Consider the following 15,677-nt stretch of genomic DNA (forward strand, 5'->3'; position numbering starts at 1 on the left):
GGACCTCTCTGTCCGACGTGCCGGGCGACTCTCTCGTGGTGCCCGGCGAGTGAGGCCGGGCCCGCGGCGCGGACCCGGGGTGCGCGCCAAACGTACATATCCGGACAGGCCGCCGCAAGATGCCGACAAATGGACGCAAGGATCGCGTTTGATTGACCCGGGCTCACATGATGGCGTCGACCAGCGCACGCAGCTGAGGGACGTAGGCGCCTCCGAACACCAGCGCGTGCACCGCCACCGGGTACACCTGGTGCAGGGGGATGCGCTGCTGCCGTCCTGGTCGCAGCGGTGCCGCCTCGTCGTACGCGGCCAGCACGTCGTCCAGGAACGGCAAGCCGAACAGAGCCAGCATGGCCAGGTCGGTCTCCCGGTGGCCGCCGTGCGCGGCGGGGTCGATGAGGGTCGCGCCGTCTGCCGTCCACACCACGTTGCCCGACCACAGGTCGCCGTGCAGCCGCGCGGGCGGCTCGTCGTCGTCGAGCTCGCCGGACCTCAGACGCGCAGCGAGCACGTCCAGTGCCGGGAGGGGGAGGCCGGCCGCGCGCAGGGCTCGAGCCACAGGGTCGATGCGGCACGCTGCGTGGAAGTCGCCCCACCGCGTGAAGCTGCCCGCGGGCATCGTGAGCGGCGCCTCGAGGGGACCGAAGAAGCCGTCACCCTCCCAGCCCGGTGGCGGCGCCCCGAAGGCGGGAGCGCCGGCCGCATGCATCGCGGCGAGGCTCGCGCCGAACGCGCGCGCCGCGGCGGCGGTGGGCGTCACGGGCTCGAGCCGGACCAGGTCCAGATGGTCCTCCCCGACATCGATCACCTCGACCACGGGCGGTCCCGCGGCGTCGGCCAGCCAGCGCAGCCCGGCAGCCTCGCAGCGGAAGAAGCCCGCGGGGGCACCGGCCCGCTGCTTGCGGAACTCGCGCATCGCATCTCCTCGTCGGTCAGGGCGTGCTTCACCCACCCCACCAGGCTCGCGACCCGAGCGCGCGGCAGCCGGGAGCGGGATGCTGGGCGGATGACGACCATCGGCATCCCGCGCGAGACCAAGAACCGTGAGTACCGAGTCGCCCTGACCCCGGCCGGAGCGCACCACCTCGCGCTCTCGGGGCACGACGTCCTCGTCGAGCAGGGCGCGGGCCTCGGGTCCGCGATCCCCGACGAGGAGTACGTCGCCGCGGGGGCGCGCATCGGTGACGACGCCGAGCAGGTGTGGGGCGAGGCGGACATCGTGTGCAAGGTCAAGGAGCCCGTCGGGCCGGAGCACGAGCTCCTGCGCGCCGACCAGGTGCTCTTCACCTACCTCCACCTCGCCGCGGACCGCGTCACCACCGACGCGCTGCTCGCGGCCGGCACCACCGCCATCGCGTACGAGACCGTGCGCAGCCCCGACGGCTCGCTGCCGCTGCTCGCACCCATGAGCGAGGTGGCGGGCCGGCTAGCGACGCAGGTGGCTGCGTACCACCTCATGCGCAACGAGGGCGGCGCCGGCGTGCTGCTCGGGGGAGTGCCGGGCGTCGACGCGGCGCACGTCGTGGTGCTCGGTGCCGGGGTGGTGGGTCGGCACGCCGCGCAGATCGCCGTCGGCATGCGCGCCGACGTCACTATGCTCGACCTGTCGATGCCGGTGCTGCGCGAGGTGGACGCCGAGTTCGGCGGTCGCGTGCGCACCCTTGCCTCGAACGCCTGGACGCTCGCTCGCGAGGTGGCCGACGCCGACGTGGTCATCGGCGCGGTGCTCGTCCCCGGTGCGCGCGCGCCGCGGCTCGTGAGCGACGAGCTCGTCGCGCAGATGCGCCCGGGCTCGGTGCTCGTGGACGTGGCGGTGGACCAGGGCGGGTGCTTCGAGTCGACGCGGCCGACGACGCACGACGACCCGACGTTCAAGGTGCACGACGCGCTCTTCTACTGCGTGGCGAACATGCCCGGTGCCGTGCCGGTGACGTCGACCCGGGCGCTCACGAACGTCACGCTGCCCTACCTGTCCGCGCTCGCGGACCGCGGCTGGCGGGCCGCGCTGGTGGCGGACCCCGCGCTCGCGGGTGGCCTGACGACGCACGGCGGCCGCCTCACCAACGCCGCGGTCGCGCGGGCGCACGGCTACTCCTGGGTCGACACGGCCGGCGTGCTCGGGACCGGCGAGGGCGCCGTCCATGGGTGATGATGACCGGCATGACCGCCGAGCTCGACGCCGAGAACCCCTTCGCAGCCCCCTCCACGCTCCCGTACGGCCTGCCGGACTTCGCCCGCATCGGTGAGGAGCACTACCGGCCGGCGATCCTGGCCGGCATGGCCGAGCACCGCGCGGAGGTCGAGGCCATCGCGACCGACCCCGAGCCGCCGACCGTCGAGAACACGCTCGTCGCGCTCGAGCGTGCCGGTCGCCTCCTGCACCGCGCGCTGACCGCCTTCTTCAACCAGTCGAGCGCGGACTCGACACCGGGACTGGACGAGATCGAGGCGGAGATCGCACCCCTGCTCGCCGCCCACACCGACGCGATCCGGCTCGACCGGCGGCTGTTCGCCCGGATCGACGCCCTGCACACGGCAGGCCTCGAGCTCGAGCCCGACACCGCCTGGCTGCTGCACCGGACGCACACCGCCTTCGTGCGCGCGGGCGTGCGCCTGGGGGACGACGCGCAGGACCGGCTGCGCGAGCTCAACGCCGAGATCACCTCGCTGGAGACGACGTTCGGGCGCGACCTGCTGGCCGCCCAGAATGCCGCGGCCGTGCTGGTCACGGACGAGGCGGAGCTCGTCGGCCTCCCCGACGACGCCCGCTCCGCCGCCGCGCGGGCGGCCGCCGAGCGCGGTCACGCCGGCGCGTGGCTCCTCGAGCTCGAGCTGCCCACGCAGCAGGGCGTGCTCGCGATGGCCGCCAGCAGGGCGCTGCGCGAGCGGGTGTTCCGGGCGTCGGTGGTCCGCGGCGCGGGGGACGACCACGACACCCGCCCCACGCTGCTCGCGCTGGCGAGGCTGCGCGCCGAGCGCGCGCAGCTGCTCGGGTTCCCGCACCACGCGGCGTTCGTGGCGTCCGACGCCACCGCGGGTTCCGCGGAGGCGGTCGCCGAGATGCTGGACCGACTCGCTCCCGCCGCGGTGGCGAACGCGCGTACGGAGGCCGAGGAGCTCGCGGCGGCGCTCGAGCGCGACGAGCCCGGCGCGCAGCTGGCCCCGTGGGACTGGTCCTACTACGCGCAGCGGGTGCGTGCGGAGCGTCGCTCGCTCGACGACGCGGCGCTGCGGCCCTACCTCGAGCTGGACCGCGTGCTGACCGAGGGGGTGTTCCGGGCCGCCCACGAGCTGTACGGCCTGACGTTCACCGAGCGCCACGACCTCGTGGGCTACCACCCGGACGTGCGTGTCTTCGAGGTCTTCGACGAGGACGGCGCGGGTCTGGGCCTCTTCCTCGGCGACTTCTGGACCCGCGACTCGAAGCGCGGCGGGGCGTGGATGAACAACCTGGTGGAGCAGTCGTCGCTGCTCGACGAGAAGCCCGTGGTGGTCAACAACCTGAACATCACCAAGCCAGCCGCGGGGGAGCCGACGCTGCTCGCCTGGGACCAGGTCATCACGCTGTTCCACGAGTTCGGGCACGCGCTGCACGGCCTCTTCTCGGCGGTGCGCTACCCGTCGCAGTCGGGCACCGAGGTGCCGCGCGACTTCGTCGAGTACCCCTCGCAGGTCAACGAGATGTGGGCCTGGCACCCCCGGATCGTCGCCGCGTTCGCCGTCCATCACGTCACGGGGGAGCCGATGCCGGCGCAGTGGGTGACGACGCTGCTGGACGCCCGGCAGGACGGCGAGGGGTTCGCGACGACGGAGTACCTCAGCGCCGCGCTGCTGGACCAGGCCTGGTACCGGCTGAGCCCGCACGAGGTGCCGACCGACCCCGCGCAGGTCGACGACTTCGAGGCGGCCGCCCTCGAGCGGGCCGGTGTCGCGTTCGCGCTCGTGCCGCCGCGCTACCGCAGCACGTACTTCAACCACGCCTTCGGCGGCGGCTACTCGGCCGGGTACTACTCCTACATCTGGTCCGAGGTGCTCGACGCCGACACGGTCGAGTGGTTCGAGGAGAACGGCGGTCTGAGCCGGGCCAACGGTGACCGCTTCCGCGCCAGCCTGCTCTCGCGCGGCGGTTCGATGGATCCCATGGAGGCGTTCCGCGACCTGCGCGGCCGGGCACCGCAGATCGGTCCGCTGCTCGCCCGCCGGGGTCTCGCGGCGGTGGCGGCCTAGCGCCCGCCAGCTGCTGAGACGGCGCCGGCCGTCCCCGGGGTCCGGGCGGCCCGGCCGGTAGCGTGAGCCCATGCCCGTCGCGAACCCCGCCCCCGTCCCTGTCGCCGGTCACCCCGTCGCCGCCGACGAGGTCGTCGACATCTGCCGGGACCTGATCCGGTTCGACACCTCGAACTACGGCGACAACGAGGGGCCGGGGGAGCGCGCGGCTGCCGAGCACGTCATGGGCCTGCTCACCGAGGTCGGCCTGGATCCCGAGCTCTTCGAGAGTGCGCCCGGCCGCGCCAACGTGGTGGTCCGCCTCCCGGGCCAGGACTCGTCCCGGCCCGCCCTGGTCCTGCACGGTCACCTGGACGTCGTCCCCGCGCGCGCGGACGACTGGAGCGTCGACCCGTTCGGCGCCGAGGAGCGCGACGGCCTGATCTGGGGTCGCGGGGCCGTCGACATGAAGGACATGGACGCCATGATCCTGGCGGTCGTGCGCCAGATGGCGCGCGAGGGTCGCCGGCCCGCGCGCGACGTCGTGGTCGCGCTTTTCGCCGACGAGGAAGCCGGCGGGACCTACGGCGCGCGGTACGCCGTCGACCACCGCCCCGACCTGTTCGAGGGTGCGACCGAGGCCATCAGCGAGGTCGGTGGCTTCTCGGTCGACGTGGACGGCACGCGCGCGTACCTGCTGCAGACGGCGGAGAAGGGCCTGTCCTGGATGCGCCTCGTCGCGCGGGGCCGGGCCGGGCACGGCAGCCAGGTCACGCCGGACAACGCCGTGACGCACCTCGCCGAGGCGGTCGCGCGCATCGGGCGGCACCCGTGGCCGCTGCTGCTCACGCCGACGGTCCGGGCGCTGCTCGAGGGCGTCGCCGACCTGACGGGCCTGCCCTTCGACGAGCACGACCCCGAGGGCGTCGACCGGCTCGTCGCCGCGCTCGGCCCCGCGTCCCGGTTCGTCGGCGCGACCCTGCGCCACACGTCCAACCCCAGCCAGCTCACGGCGGGGTACAAGGCCAACGTCATCCCCGGGCACGCGGAGGGGACCATCGACGGCCGGTTCCTGCCTGGCCACGAGGAGGAGTTCGTGCGCACGGTGACCGAGCTGGCCGGCCCGCACGTGAGCATCGAGCGGATCCACCACGACGTCGCGCTCGAGGCCCCGACGGGCGGGGCCCTCGTCGACGCGATGGTCGACGCGCTGCTCGCCGAGGACCCGGACGCGCGCGTGCTGCCGTACACGCTCTCCGGCGGGACGGACAACAAGTCGCTGTCGCGCCTGGGCATCACGGGGTACGGGTTCGTCCCGCTGCGGCTCACCCCGGAGCTCGACTTCGCGGGCATGTTCCACGGGGTCGACGAGCGGGTGCCCACCGACTCCCTGCGTTTCGGCACGCGCGTGCTGGACCGGCTGCTCGCCGACTGCTGAGACGCCGCGACCCGCGGCGTCAGCTGGTCTCGGCTCGCGGAGTCAGCTGGTCTCGGCGAGCGTGCTGCGCACCCGCAGCGTCTTGCGGCGCAGCCACACCTTGCGCTCGCCCCCGACGTAGATCACCGAGCGGGCGAGCTCCCAGCGGCCGTACTCGGCCTGCTCGGTGAGCATCCTGCGCGCGTCCGCCCGGCTGGTGGAGCGCGGGATGGTGAGCACCCGGTACTCGAACTGCCCCCCGGCCGCCACCCAGTCCCTGCGCTTCGTCCCCGTCTGACCGATTGCCATCCGTCACCCCGTCCTGTTGCCGGCGCCGTTCGACCTATCGCGCTGCCATTGTGCCTCGTGCGGCGCTACCGTCATGGCATGACCGTCGACCCGCGTGCCGCGCTGGACCGCCTGATCGCTTCCTTGGAGGCCCACTACAACGCCGTCGCCGGGCGGCAGTCGGAGGACGACCCGGCCGTCGACGACGCCTACGACATCCTCGCGGACGCGTTCGAGGTGTACGACGAGGCGCTCGGGACCGCGCACGGCGAGGCCCTCCCGTTCTACCTCGCCGAGGAGGACGACGACGAGGACGACGAGGACGACGAGTGGGGCCCGGAGGGCGACGACTCGTACGGGGACGGCGCCGACGTCGAGGACCTCGCCGGCGAGGCGCGCTCCTCCTGACGGCGCCTCAGAAGCGCTCGGGGTAGCCCAGCACGGGGGCGCTGACCTCGTCGAGCGCGAAGCGCAGCTCCTGCGGCAGGACCAGGTCCGTCGCCGCGAGCGACCCGCGCAGCTGGTCGGCGGTGCGGGCTCCGACGATCGCGGCGCCGATCCCGGGGCGGTCCGCGAGCCACGCCAGGGCGACCTCGAGGGGGGCGCGGTCCAGACCGGTCGCCGCCGTGGCGACGGCCTCGACCACCGAGGCGCTGGTGTGCGCGAGGTACGGCTCGACGAAGCCGGCCAGGTGCGGCGACGCCGCGCGCGAGTCGGCGGGGATGGTGCGCCGGTACTTGCCCGTCAGGACGCCGCGACCCAGCGGCGACCAGGCCAGCACGCCCGCCCCGAGCGCGGCCGCGGCCGGCAGCACCTCGCGCTCGATGCCGCGCTGCAGCAGCGAGTACTCGGCCTGCACGGCCGCCAGGCCCGGGTCGTGCTCGAGCAGGGTCGCGGCGCGCGCGACCTGCCAGCCGGCGTGGTTGGCGAGCCCGACGTACCGCGCGCGCCCGGTGCTCACGGCCAGGCGCAACGCCGACACGGTCTCCTCGAGCGGCGTGCGCGGGTCGGGGGTCTGGACGAGGAACAGATCGACGTGGTCGGTGCCCAGGCGCGAGAGGGAGGCGTCCAGGGACGCCAGGAGCGCCCCGCGCGAGCCGTCGACCACCGCGCCCGTGGCGGTGCGCCGCACGCCGGCCTTGGTGCACAGCACCACATCGTGGCGGTCGACCGTGCCGGCGAGCAACGAGCCGAGAAGCTCCTCGGCGCCGCCGTCGGCGTACGAGGCCGACGTGTCCACGAGCGTGCCACCGGCGTCGACGAAGTCGCGCAGCTGCTCGGTGGCCTCGTGCTCGTCGGTGTCGCGGCTCCACGTCATGGTGCCGAGGCCCAGGCGCGAGACGCGCAGGCCGGTACGTCCGAGGTGGCGCTGCTCCATGACGCGCAACCCTAGACGGGCCGTCGGCCCGCGGGGGCGCCTGCCCCGGCGAGGCGGCGCGTCGAGCTAGTGTGACCGCTCGTGACGGGCATGGGCATAGGCGAAGCGATCCTCCTGGGACTCGTGCAGGGACTGACCGAGTTCCTGCCCGTGTCGTCGAGCGCGCACCTGCGCATCGTCGGAGACCTGATCGGCTCCGACCCGGGCGCGGCCTTCACGGCGATCACGCAGCTCGGCACCGAGACCGCCGTGCTGCTCTACTTCCGGCGCGACCTCGCGCGCATCCTCACGGCGTGGTGGCAGGCCCTGCGTGGCAGGTACGGCACCGACTGGCGCTCGCGCGTGGGCAGGCCGCCGGGTGCGCCCGCCGACCACGACGCGCTCATGGCCTGGTTCATCGCGCTCGGGTCGCTGCCCATCGTCGTGCTCGGTCTCGCGTTCCAGGACTCGATCGAGAACACGTTCCGCAACCTGTGGCTGGTCGCCCTCACGCTCGCAGGTTTCGCGCTCGTGCTCGGGTGGGCGGACAAGGTGGGCGCCAAGGCGCGGCCGCTCGAGGAGCTGACGGGGCGCGACGCCGTGCAGTTCGGCTTCTGGCAGGCCCTCGCCCTGGTGCCGGGCGTCTCGCGCTCGGGCGGCACCATCACGGGTGGTCTGCTCATGGGCTACACCCGCGAGGCTGCGGCCCGGTACTCGTTCCTGCTGGCCCTGCCCGCGGTGTTCGGCTCGGGGCTGTTCCAGCTGGCCAAGAGCGCGGGCGACTTCGGCACGGCGGGCACTCCGGGGCTCGCCCCGACGCTCGTCGCCACGCTCGTGGCCTTCGTCGTCGGCTACCTCGTCATCATCGTGTTCCTGAAGATCGTCTCGACCTTCAGCTACAAGCCGTTCGTCTGGTACCGGCTGGGCCTCGCCGCGCTCGTCGTGATCCTGCTGCTCACGGGCACGCTCGACGCGACCCCCGCGACGACGTAGCTCCCGACGACGTAGCTCCCGACGACGTAGCTCGCGACGACCTACAGCCAGCCCGACCGGCGGAACTGCACGTACAGCAGCCCGCAGACGGCGACCATGGCTCCCATCACCAAGGGGTAGCCGTAGGTCCAGTCGAGCTCGGGCATGTGGCGGAAGTTCATGCCGTACACGCCTGCGATGAGCGTCGGGGCGGCGGCGATGGCGGCCCAGGCCGAGATCTTGCGCATGTCCTCGTTCTGGCGCACCGACACCTGGCTCAGGTGCACCGAGAGCATCGCGTCGAGCAGCTGGTCGTGCGCGTCTAGGTGCCGGTCCAGCCGGTCGACCATCGTCTGCGCCTGGCGCAACCAGGGGTGGTCGTCGCGCTTGCGTCCGCGCGGCCCCTCGGACTCGGCCGCGAGCATCGGCACCACGGAGCCGATCGGCGCCAGCGCCCGCCTCGCCTCGGCGATCTCGCGCTTGAGGTCGTAGATGCGCTGCAGGGGGTCGTTCACCACCCGCCCGGTGGTGAACACCTCGCCCTCGGTCGCCGCGACGGCGTCGCCCAGGGACGCCTCGACGTCGCCGGCGGTGCGGACCAGCGTGAGCATGATCGCCGCGAGCACCTCCCGCACCCCGTCGTCGGGCATCGGCACGCCGCTCGCCAGCTTCTCGGCGGCCGCGGCCAGGATCCCGGACTCGCCCAGCTCGGCGCTGATCACGACGTCCTTGCACACGATGCAGGTCAGGGACCCCGTGTGGACGTCGCGCGTCGCCTCGACGTACGACAGGGTCGGCGCGGACAGGATCAGCTCGTCGTCGGCCGACCGGTCGACGTGGCCGCGCAGCGGACGCTCGCCCAGGCTGCGTGCGGTGCCGGGCACGTGGTGCTCCAGCAGTCGCAGCGCCTGGTCGCTCACGCCGTGGCGTCGCGCGGCGTCCGCGAGGTCGTCGGGTGCGACGACGACCCAGAGCGGCTTGCCGCCGCCCTCGGCCCACGTGTCGCCGCTCGGGCTGTACTGCGTCTCTTGTCCCACGGTGTGAATCATGGACCCCTGGCGGGCGTCGCGCGGCTCCAGCACGGTTAGGCTTCCGCAGTGCTCACCTGGCCCACGCCGCATGTCCCGTCGCTCCCCGGTCGTGGCGATCCGGTCCGGGTCCGCGACACGTCCTCCGACGAGCTCGTGGTGGCCGCGGCGGGCCCCGAGGCGACGCTCTACGTCTGCGGCATCACCCCGTACGACGCGACGCACATGGGCCATGCCGCGACGTACGTCGCGTTCGACGTGCTCGGCCGGGCCTGGCGCGACGCGGGACACAGCGTGCGGTACGCGTCCAACGTCACCGACGTGGACGACCCGCTGCTCGAGAGGGCCGCCGCCACGGGAGTGGACTGGCGCGAGCTCGCCGCCGACCAGACGGCGCTCTACGCGCAGGACATGACCGCGCTCGGCGTCATCCCGCCCGACGTGTGGAGCGGCGTCGTCGAGTCGATCCCCGCCGTGGTCGCGGCCGTGGAGAAGCTGCTGGCCGCCGGCGCGGCCTACCGCGTCCCGACGCCCGAGGCCACGGACGGGCTCGGCGACGTGTACGCCGACCTGTCGGCCGACGCGGACTTCGGTGCGGTCGCCGGCCTGGCACGCGACGAGATGCTGGCGCTGTTCGCCGAGCGCGGGGGCGACCCGGACCGCCCCGGCAAGCGCGACCCGCTGGACCCGCTGCTGTGGCGACGTGAGCGCGCGGGCGAGCCCGCCTGGGACGGTGGCTCGCTCGGGACGGGTCGGCCTGGCTGGCACGTCGAGTGCGCGGTGATCGCTCGCGACGCCCTGGGTCTGCCGTTCGACGTCGAGGGGGGCGGCTCCGACCTCGCCTTCCCCCACCACGAGATGAGCACGTCGCACGCGCGGCTGCTCGACTCGGGTCGCGGCGCGCGCGTGCACCTGCACGCGGGCATGGTGGGCCTCGAGGGCGAGAAGATGAGCAAGTCCCGGGGGAACCTGGTGCTCGTCTCGGCGCTCCGGGCGCAGGGCGTCGACCCGATGGCCATCCGGCTGGCCATCCTGGCGCACCGGTACCGGGACGACTGGGACTGGACCCAGGCCGGGCTGGACGCGGCAGTGGCGCGGCTCGAACGCTGGCGGGCGGCGGTGTCCGGCAACGGCGGTCCGGACCCCGACCGGCTGCTCGCGGCGGTACGCGCCGCCGTCGCCGACGACCTCGACACCCCAGCCGCGCTGGTGCTCGTGGACGCCTGGGCCGACCTCAGCCTCGCCGGCACCGCTGAGCCGGTGGAGGGGGCGCCCGGCGTCGTCGCGCGCATGATCGACGCGCTGCTGGGCATCAGGATCTAGCCCAGCCGCCCGACCCGCTGCCGGGCATCCGGATCGCTCAGCCGCCCAGACCGGGATCGCGCCGGCGCAGGTACCGCTCGAACTCCTGCGCGATCGCCTCGCCGCTGGCCTCGGGCAGGTCCGCCGTGTCCTTCGCCTCCTCGAGCTGGTGCACGTACTCGGCGATCTCCGAGTCCTCGCCGGCCAGCTCGTCGACGCCGGCCTGCCACGCGGCGGCGTCGTCGACGAGCTCGCCGAGCGGCACGGGCTCCCCGAGCAGCTGCTCGAGCCTGCGCAGCACCGCGAGGGTCGCCTTCGGCGACGGCGGGTGCGCGACGTAGTGCGGGACGGCGGCCCACAGCGACATCGCGTTCAGACCGCGGTGGGCGGCCTCGTGCTGCAGCACGCCGACGATCCCGGTGGGCCCCTCGTACGAGTTCGGCTCGAGGCCGAGCGCCTCGCGCAGCTCCGGGTCCTCGCTCGTGGACGTCACCGGGATGGGGCGCGTGTGCGGCACGTCTGCGAGCAGCGCGCCGACCGTGACCACGGTCCGCACGCCGAGGCTCGCCGCGATGCCGAGCACCTCGTCGCAGTAGTGCCGCCACCGCATGGACGGCTCGATGCCGTGCACCAGCACGACGGTACGGCCGCGGGGCGTCGTGGCGACGGCGATCGCCGTGGTGGGCCAGGTGATGCCCCGCTTGCCGTCGGGGCCGGGTCCCACCTGGGGCCGGTTCACCTGGAAGTCGTGGTACTCCTCCGGGTCCAGCTCGTCGACCTGGTCCGCGGCCCACACGTCGTGCAGGTGCTCCAGGGCCTGGGTCGCCGCCGACCCGGCGTCGTTCCAGCCTTCGAAGGCGGCCAGCAGGACGGTCTCGTCGGCAGGCAGGTCACCGCCCGTACGCTCACTCATCGGGCCAGCCTAGGCCGCAGGTCCGGCGGGGACGTGGTGGCGCGACTCGTAGGATGACCAGATGCTCCCCTCGACTCCCGCGCTTCCCGCTGCCGTCCTGTGGGACATGGACGGCACGCTGATCAACACCGAGCCGCTGTGGATCGCCGCGGAGACCGAGCTGGTCGCCTCGCACGGCGGGGTGTGGACGCACGAGGACGGGCTGGGCCTGGTGGGCAACCCCATGACGGTCTCGGCCCGGACGCTGCGTGACCGCGGCGTCGACCTGCCCCTCCCGGAGATCGTCGACTACCTCAACCAGCGCGTGGCCGCCGGCGTCGCGGCGAGCACGCCATGGCAGCCCGGCGCGCGCGAGCTGCTCGACTCCCTGGTCGCGGCCGGCGTCCCGATGGCGCTGGTGACGTCGTCGTACCGGATGCTGTCCGAGCCGTTCGCCGCGGCCGCGGGGTGCTTCGACGTGATCGTGAGCGGCGACACGGTGACCCGGGCGAAGCCCGACCCCGAGCCCTACCTCACGGCCGCGGAGCTGCTGGGAGTGCCCATCGAGCGGTGCGTCGCCGTGGAGGACTCCCGGGCCGGCATCACCTCCGCGCTCGCCTCGGGCGCGCGGACGGTGGGCGTCGAGGTGTTCCAGCCCGTCGAGCCTCGACCCGGCCTCGTGCGCGTGCCGGACCTCGGCGCGCTCACCGTCGAGGCCCTCTGCCGGATCGCCCTGGGCGAGGCCGTGCGGAGCTGACGCCCGTCAGGCGACCTGGGTCATCTGCACGCCGGTCGCGCGCTCGACCGCCCCCTCGGGGATGGCCGGGGGTGTGCCGCCGAACGCGGGGCACAGCGCCTTGAACGAGCACCAGTCGCACAGCTTGGACGGGCGCGGACGCCATTCGCCGCTGCGCGCGGTGTCCTGGATGCCGCCCCAGATCGAGCGGATGCGCGCCTCGAACGTCGCCATCTCGGCCTCCGTCGGATCGTGCTGCAGCACGACGCCGTCGCCGAGGTACTCCAGCTGCAGGCGCCGCGGCAGCACCCCGCGCGTCTTCCAGATGACGAACGCGTAGAACCGCATCTGGAACAGCGCCGAGCTCTCGAAGCCGGCCCGGGGCGAACGCCCGGTCTTGTAGTCGACCACCCGGACCCACCCGTTGGGCGCGACGTCCACGCGGTCGACGATGCCGCGCAGCTGCGGCCCGTCCTCGAGCTCGGTCGAGACCGCCAGCTCCCGCTCGCGCGGCTCCAGGCGCGTGGGGTCCTCGAGCGTGAAGTACGTGCCGAGCAGGGCCCGCGCGCTGGAGAGCCACTCGTCGAGGGCTGCGCCGTCGGGGAACATCTCGGCCACCTCCGGGGCCCGCTCCCGCAGCTCGTCCCACTGCGGAGGCACCAGCTGCTGCGCCGCCTGGAGCGTGCGCTCCGGCGCGGGCAGGTCGAACAGACGCTCCAGCACCGAGTGCACCAGGGTCCCGCGCGCGGCCGCCGGGCTCGGAGGCTCGGGCAAGCGGTCGATGACCCGGAACCGGAACATCTGGGGGCACTGCAGGAAGTCGTTGGCGCGCGAGGGGGACAGGCCGGGACGGGACGCGGGGCGAGCGGACTCGGGAGCGGCCGCGGCGAGTGCGTCGTCGACCGACTCCTCGACCACCTCGTCCACAACTGAGTCGGCGTCGGTGCCCTCGGGCGCGCGCTCGTCGGACCCGACACTCTCGCCGGACCTGACGTCCCCCTGACCGTGCAGCTCGCTCACGGGAGGCAACACTAGGCGCGCCCACCCACACCGCCGCGCCGGCCCGCCCGCCGGCCCCGCGGGCAGCCCGGCGGCACCCACGCGGCCGCCGGCGCCGCCGTCCGGCCGGGCCACCTACGCTGTGCCGATGACCTCCCCGCGCCCCACCCCCACGCGCACGCGCGGCTGGGTCCTCGGGCGCGTCGCGGGCGCTCCCGTGATCCTGGCGCCCAGCTGGCTCCTGGCGGCGGTGGTCCTCACGCTCATCTTCGCGCCCAGCGTGCGGGCCCGCTCCGACGTGGGCCCCTTCGTCTACGTCGTCGCGCTCGGCTTCGTGGTGCTCCTCTTCGCGTCCGTGCTGGTGCACGAGCTCGCGCACGGTCTGGTGGCCAGGGCGCGCGGCCAGCAGCCGCACGAGTTCGTCCTGACGCTGTGGGGCGGCCACACGTCGTTCGGCGGCGCGGCGCCCACCCCGGCGACGAGCGCGCTCGTGGCCGCCGTGGGGCCCCTGGCCAACCTGGTGCTCGCTGCCGGCTTCCTGGCGGCGGCCCAGGCGGTCGACGAGCAGTCGGTGGCGGGCCTGCTGCTCTACTCCGGCGCCATCTCGAACGGCTTCGTGGCGGTGTTCAACCTCATCCCCGGGCTGCCGCTGGACGGCGGCCGGGTGCTCGAGGCGCTCGTGTGGGCTGTCACCAAGAACAGGTCCACGGGGACCGTGGCCGCGGGCTGGACGGGGCGGGCCGTGGCGGTGCTGCTGTTCGCGTGGGCGCTCGTGTGGCCGCTGGCGCAGGGCGTCCAGCCGAACCTCGTGAGCGTCGTCTGGACGTCCTTCATCGCCGCGTTCCTCTGGGCTGGCGCGACGGCGTCGGTGCGGCACGGCCGGACGCAGCGTGCGGTGAGCGCGCTCACCGTCGAGGCCGTGGCCAGCCCCGCGGTGGGCGTGCCGTACACGGACTCGGTGGCGCACGCGGGCGCCACCGCGGCGGCCGTGGGTGCGCACGAGGTGGTGCTGCTGTCACCCGAGGGACGGCCCGCGGCCTACGTCGACCGCACCGCGGCGGCGGCGGTCCCCGCGGAGGTCGCGGGCACGACGCCGCTGACCACCGTGGCGATCACGCTGCCCGTCGGCGCGGTCGTCGACGGGCGGCTCACGGGCTCCGGCCTGATCGCCGCGCTGAGCGACGCGACGCGCCTGTCGCCGATCGTCGTGGCCATGACCGACGGGCGCGTGGTCGGGCTCATCCGCGCCACGGACGTCGTCGCGGCCATCCGGGCCTGACGCACGCGGACCGCGGCCGGTGCGCGGGACCTAGACTCGTCGCCCGTGACCCTCGACGAGACCCCCACCGCCGCCGGAGCCGCCGCAGAGCCGGCCGGAGCGCCCACCGGCGCCGCCCAGCGCCGCGGCCTGCTGCGCGTGGGTGACCGGGTGCAGCTGACCGACCCGCGCGGACGCCTGCACACCATCACGCTGGCCGAAGGCGAGAGCTTCCACACGCACCGCGGCTTCTTCCGTCACGACGACCTCATCGGCGCACCCGAGGGGACGGTCGTGCGCAACAGCGGCGGCACCGAGTTCCTCGCGCTGCGCCCGCTCCTGGCCGACTACGTCCTGTCGATGCCTCGCGGCGCCGCCGTCGTCTACCCCAAGGACGCCGGCCAGATCGTCGCGATGGCGGACATCTACCCCGGCGCACGCGTGATCGAGGCGGGCGTCGGCTCGGGCGCGCTGACCATGTCGCTGCTGCGGGCGGTGGGCGACGGGGGCTCGGTGCACTCCATCGAGCGCCGCGAGGACTTCGCCGCGATCGCCAAGGGCAACGTCGAGGGCTTCTTCGGCGGGAAGCACCCCGCGTGGGAGCTCTCCGTCGGCGACCTCGCCGACGTGCTGCCCACCGTGGCCGAGCCCGGCAGCGTCGACCGCGTGGTGCTCGACATGCTCGCCCCATGGGAGAACGTGGACCCCGTCGCGCAGGCGCTCGCGCCGGGAGGCGTGCTGATCTGCTACGTCGCGACCACGACGCAGCTGTCCCGGCTCGCGGAGGACGTGCGGGCCGACGGCCGGTACACCGAGCCGCAGGCATGGGAGTCCATGGTGCGCGGATGGCACCTCGAGGGTCTCGCCGTGCGCCCCCAGCACCGGATGATCGGGCACACCGGCTTCCTGCTCACCACGCGCCGGCTCGCGGACGGCGTCGACGCCCCGCTGCGTCGCCGTCGCCCCGCCAAGGGCGCCTACCCCGTGGTGCCCGAGGGCGGCCCGGTGGACGACGCCGAGCTGTGGACCTCCGAGGCGCTCGGCGAGCGCGAGGTCTCGGACAAGAAGATCCGCAAGGTCCGTCGGGACATCGAGGCTCGTCCCGAGCTCTGAGCGCCCGTCGCGGCCACCGTCGCGTCACGGTCCGGACACAAGTCGGTGCGCCACCGGTCCCGTGTTTGACTTGCATGGTTAGGGTGCAAGACCTGCATGTCGGCGGCTC

The 15,677-nt window shown here is 74.1% G+C and carries 15 protein-coding genes; 9 read left to right on the plus strand and 6 right to left on the minus strand.

What is annotated here, in order from left to right; genetic code table 11:
* Window positions 1-163: 163 nt before the first annotated feature.
* On the minus strand, window positions 164-916 hold the full coding sequence (locus QRT05_RS06640) for a fructosamine kinase family protein (RefSeq protein WP_289446239.1): 753 nt from the start codon (window positions 914-916) through the stop codon (window positions 164-166).
* Between the two features lie 90 nt (window positions 917-1,006).
* On the opposite strand from QRT05_RS06640, the gene ald reads away from it, so the two are divergent.
* From ald to QRT05_RS06655, 3 genes are all read left to right on the plus strand, one after another.
* Entirely contained in the window at window positions 1,007-2,149 is a 1,143-nt protein-coding gene (gene ald / locus QRT05_RS06645) for an alanine dehydrogenase (RefSeq protein ID WP_289446241.1), read from the plus strand.
* A gap of 11 nt (window positions 2,150-2,160) precedes the next feature.
* Window positions 2,161-4,227: a M3 family metallopeptidase gene (locus tag QRT05_RS06650; protein ID WP_289446243.1), complete on the plus strand. Its 2,067-nt coding sequence runs from the start codon at window positions 2,161-2,163 to the stop codon at window positions 4,225-4,227.
* Between the two features lie 70 nt (window positions 4,228-4,297).
* On the plus strand, window positions 4,298-5,644 hold the full coding sequence (locus tag QRT05_RS06655) for a M20/M25/M40 family metallo-hydrolase (RefSeq protein ID WP_289446245.1): 1,347 nt from the start codon (window positions 4,298-4,300) through the stop codon (window positions 5,642-5,644).
* A 42-nt stretch (window positions 5,645-5,686) separates the two neighbouring features.
* Here QRT05_RS06655 and QRT05_RS06660 read toward each other — a convergent pair whose 3' ends face one another.
* The gene (locus QRT05_RS06660) at window positions 5,687-5,932 is read right to left on the minus strand and encodes a DUF5703 family protein (RefSeq protein ID WP_289446247.1); all 246 of its coding nucleotides are present in this window, start codon (window positions 5,930-5,932) and stop codon (window positions 5,687-5,689) included.
* 78 nt (window positions 5,933-6,010) lie between these two features.
* On the opposite strand from QRT05_RS06660, the gene QRT05_RS06665 reads away from it, so the two are divergent.
* Window positions 6,011-6,319 (plus strand): primosomal protein, encoded by a 309-nt coding sequence (locus QRT05_RS06665; RefSeq protein WP_289446248.1) that lies wholly within the window; start codon window positions 6,011-6,013, stop codon window positions 6,317-6,319.
* A gap of 7 nt (window positions 6,320-6,326) precedes the next feature.
* Here QRT05_RS06665 and QRT05_RS06670 read toward each other — a convergent pair whose 3' ends face one another.
* The gene (locus tag QRT05_RS06670; protein WP_289446251.1) at window positions 6,327-7,289 is read right to left on the minus strand and encodes an aldo/keto reductase; all 963 of its coding nucleotides are present in this window, start codon (window positions 7,287-7,289) and stop codon (window positions 6,327-6,329) included.
* Between the two features lie 90 nt (window positions 7,290-7,379).
* Here QRT05_RS06670 and QRT05_RS06675 point away from each other — a divergent pair, with 90 nt between their 5' ends.
* Window positions 7,380-8,261, plus strand: a complete 882-nt coding sequence (locus QRT05_RS06675) for an undecaprenyl-diphosphate phosphatase (RefSeq protein ID WP_289446252.1) — start codon at window positions 7,380-7,382, stop codon at window positions 8,259-8,261.
* 41 nt (window positions 8,262-8,302) lie between these two features.
* Here the strand turns inward: QRT05_RS06675 and QRT05_RS06680 are convergent, their stop codons facing one another.
* Window positions 8,303-9,277 (minus strand): CorA family divalent cation transporter, encoded by a 975-nt coding sequence (locus QRT05_RS06680; RefSeq protein WP_289446254.1) that lies wholly within the window; start codon window positions 9,275-9,277, stop codon window positions 8,303-8,305.
* A 60-nt stretch (window positions 9,278-9,337) separates the two neighbouring features.
* On the opposite strand from QRT05_RS06680, the gene mshC reads away from it, so the two are divergent.
* Window positions 9,338-10,591 carry a cysteine--1-D-myo-inosityl 2-amino-2-deoxy-alpha-D-glucopyranoside ligase gene (gene mshC / locus QRT05_RS06685; RefSeq protein WP_289446256.1) on the plus strand — a complete coding sequence of 418 codons (1,254 nt, stop codon included), beginning with the start codon at window positions 9,338-9,340 and terminating at the stop codon, window positions 10,589-10,591.
* A gap of 37 nt (window positions 10,592-10,628) precedes the next feature.
* On the opposite strand, the gene QRT05_RS06690 is transcribed toward mshC, so the two are convergent.
* Window positions 10,629-11,483, minus strand: a complete 855-nt coding sequence (locus QRT05_RS06690; RefSeq protein WP_289446258.1) for a PAC2 family protein — start codon at window positions 11,481-11,483, stop codon at window positions 10,629-10,631.
* 61 nt (window positions 11,484-11,544) lie between these two features.
* Here QRT05_RS06690 and QRT05_RS06695 point away from each other — a divergent pair, with 61 nt between their 5' ends.
* A complete protein-coding gene (locus QRT05_RS06695; protein ID WP_289446260.1) occupies window positions 11,545-12,219 on the plus strand; it encodes an HAD family hydrolase in 675 nt (224 codons plus the stop codon).
* A gap of 6 nt (window positions 12,220-12,225) precedes the next feature.
* Here the strand turns inward: QRT05_RS06695 and QRT05_RS06700 are convergent, their stop codons facing one another.
* Entirely contained in the window at window positions 12,226-13,218 is a 993-nt protein-coding gene (locus QRT05_RS06700) for a RecB family exonuclease (RefSeq protein WP_407650313.1), read from the minus strand.
* Window positions 13,219-13,345: 127 nt separating this feature from the next.
* Here QRT05_RS06700 and QRT05_RS06705 point away from each other — a divergent pair, with 127 nt between their 5' ends.
* Both QRT05_RS06705 and QRT05_RS06710 read left to right on the plus strand, forming a co-directional pair.
* Window positions 13,346-14,476, plus strand: a complete 1,131-nt coding sequence (locus QRT05_RS06705) for a site-2 protease family protein (RefSeq protein ID WP_289446262.1) — start codon at window positions 13,346-13,348, stop codon at window positions 14,474-14,476.
* Window positions 14,477-14,521: 45 nt separating this feature from the next.
* A complete protein-coding gene (locus QRT05_RS06710) occupies window positions 14,522-15,568 on the plus strand; it encodes a tRNA (adenine-N1)-methyltransferase (protein ID WP_289446263.1) in 1,047 nt (348 codons plus the stop codon).
* The last annotated feature ends 109 nt before the right edge of the window (window positions 15,569-15,677 follow it).

Source organism: Cellulomonas edaphi (assembly GCF_030362815.1).
Lineage (GTDB): Bacteria > Actinomycetota > Actinomycetes > Actinomycetales > Cellulomonadaceae > Cellulomonas > Cellulomonas edaphi.